Consider the following 495-nt stretch of genomic DNA (forward strand, 5'->3'; position numbering starts at 1 on the left):
CAGACATCCTCGTCGTCGCCGCTGATGATGCCGACCTTGATCGCCTTCTTGTTCTCGGCGAAGGACGGCGAGGGCGCCGTGAGGCCGATGACGGCGAATGTCGCGGCAAAGAGCGCGGCAAGTCCGGCGCGCCTGGTGATTGACGTAACGAGAGGTTTTGAAGCGTTGCCGAGGTCGGACATGATGCGTTCCTTGCGATCCTGAATTCATTTCGGCCTGGCGGAGCGCGAAGCCTTGATGTCAGCATCACCAATGCTGCCCGCCGGGGCAAAGAAGCGCTTTTCCTATCGAACGGAAGGTGGAAAATATTCTCTCAAAGATTTTATGACTTGGAGAACGCTGGCCGCCGTCGGGCAGACATTCGGCGCGGCGAAAGGTCGAAGCGGCGCCTATGAAGCCCGTTGCGCCGCGGACCAGGGCAATCGATCGTGTTCCCGCAGCCGCGACATGGTCGGCAGTCCTCTGGCTTCCTGCGTGGCAAAGCCCAATCGCGTC

At 60.6% G+C, this 495-nt stretch carries 1 protein-coding gene and 1 pseudogene; one reads left to right on the forward strand and one right to left on the reverse strand.

The window, feature by feature from the left end:
- Positions 1-182 (reverse strand): annotated as a pseudogene (locus EN818_RS30750) (metal ABC transporter substrate-binding protein); the annotation flags it as partial.
- A gap of 52 nt (positions 183-234) precedes the next feature.
- Here EN818_RS30750 and EN818_RS33335 point away from each other — a divergent pair.
- A partial coding sequence (locus tag EN818_RS33335) for a hypothetical protein (RefSeq protein WP_210237321.1) occupies positions 235-495 on the forward strand: 261 nt, incomplete at its 3' end.

Source organism: Mesorhizobium sp. M3A.F.Ca.ET.175.01.1.1, assembly GCF_004791945.1.
Lineage (GTDB): Bacteria > Pseudomonadota > Alphaproteobacteria > Rhizobiales > Rhizobiaceae > Mesorhizobium.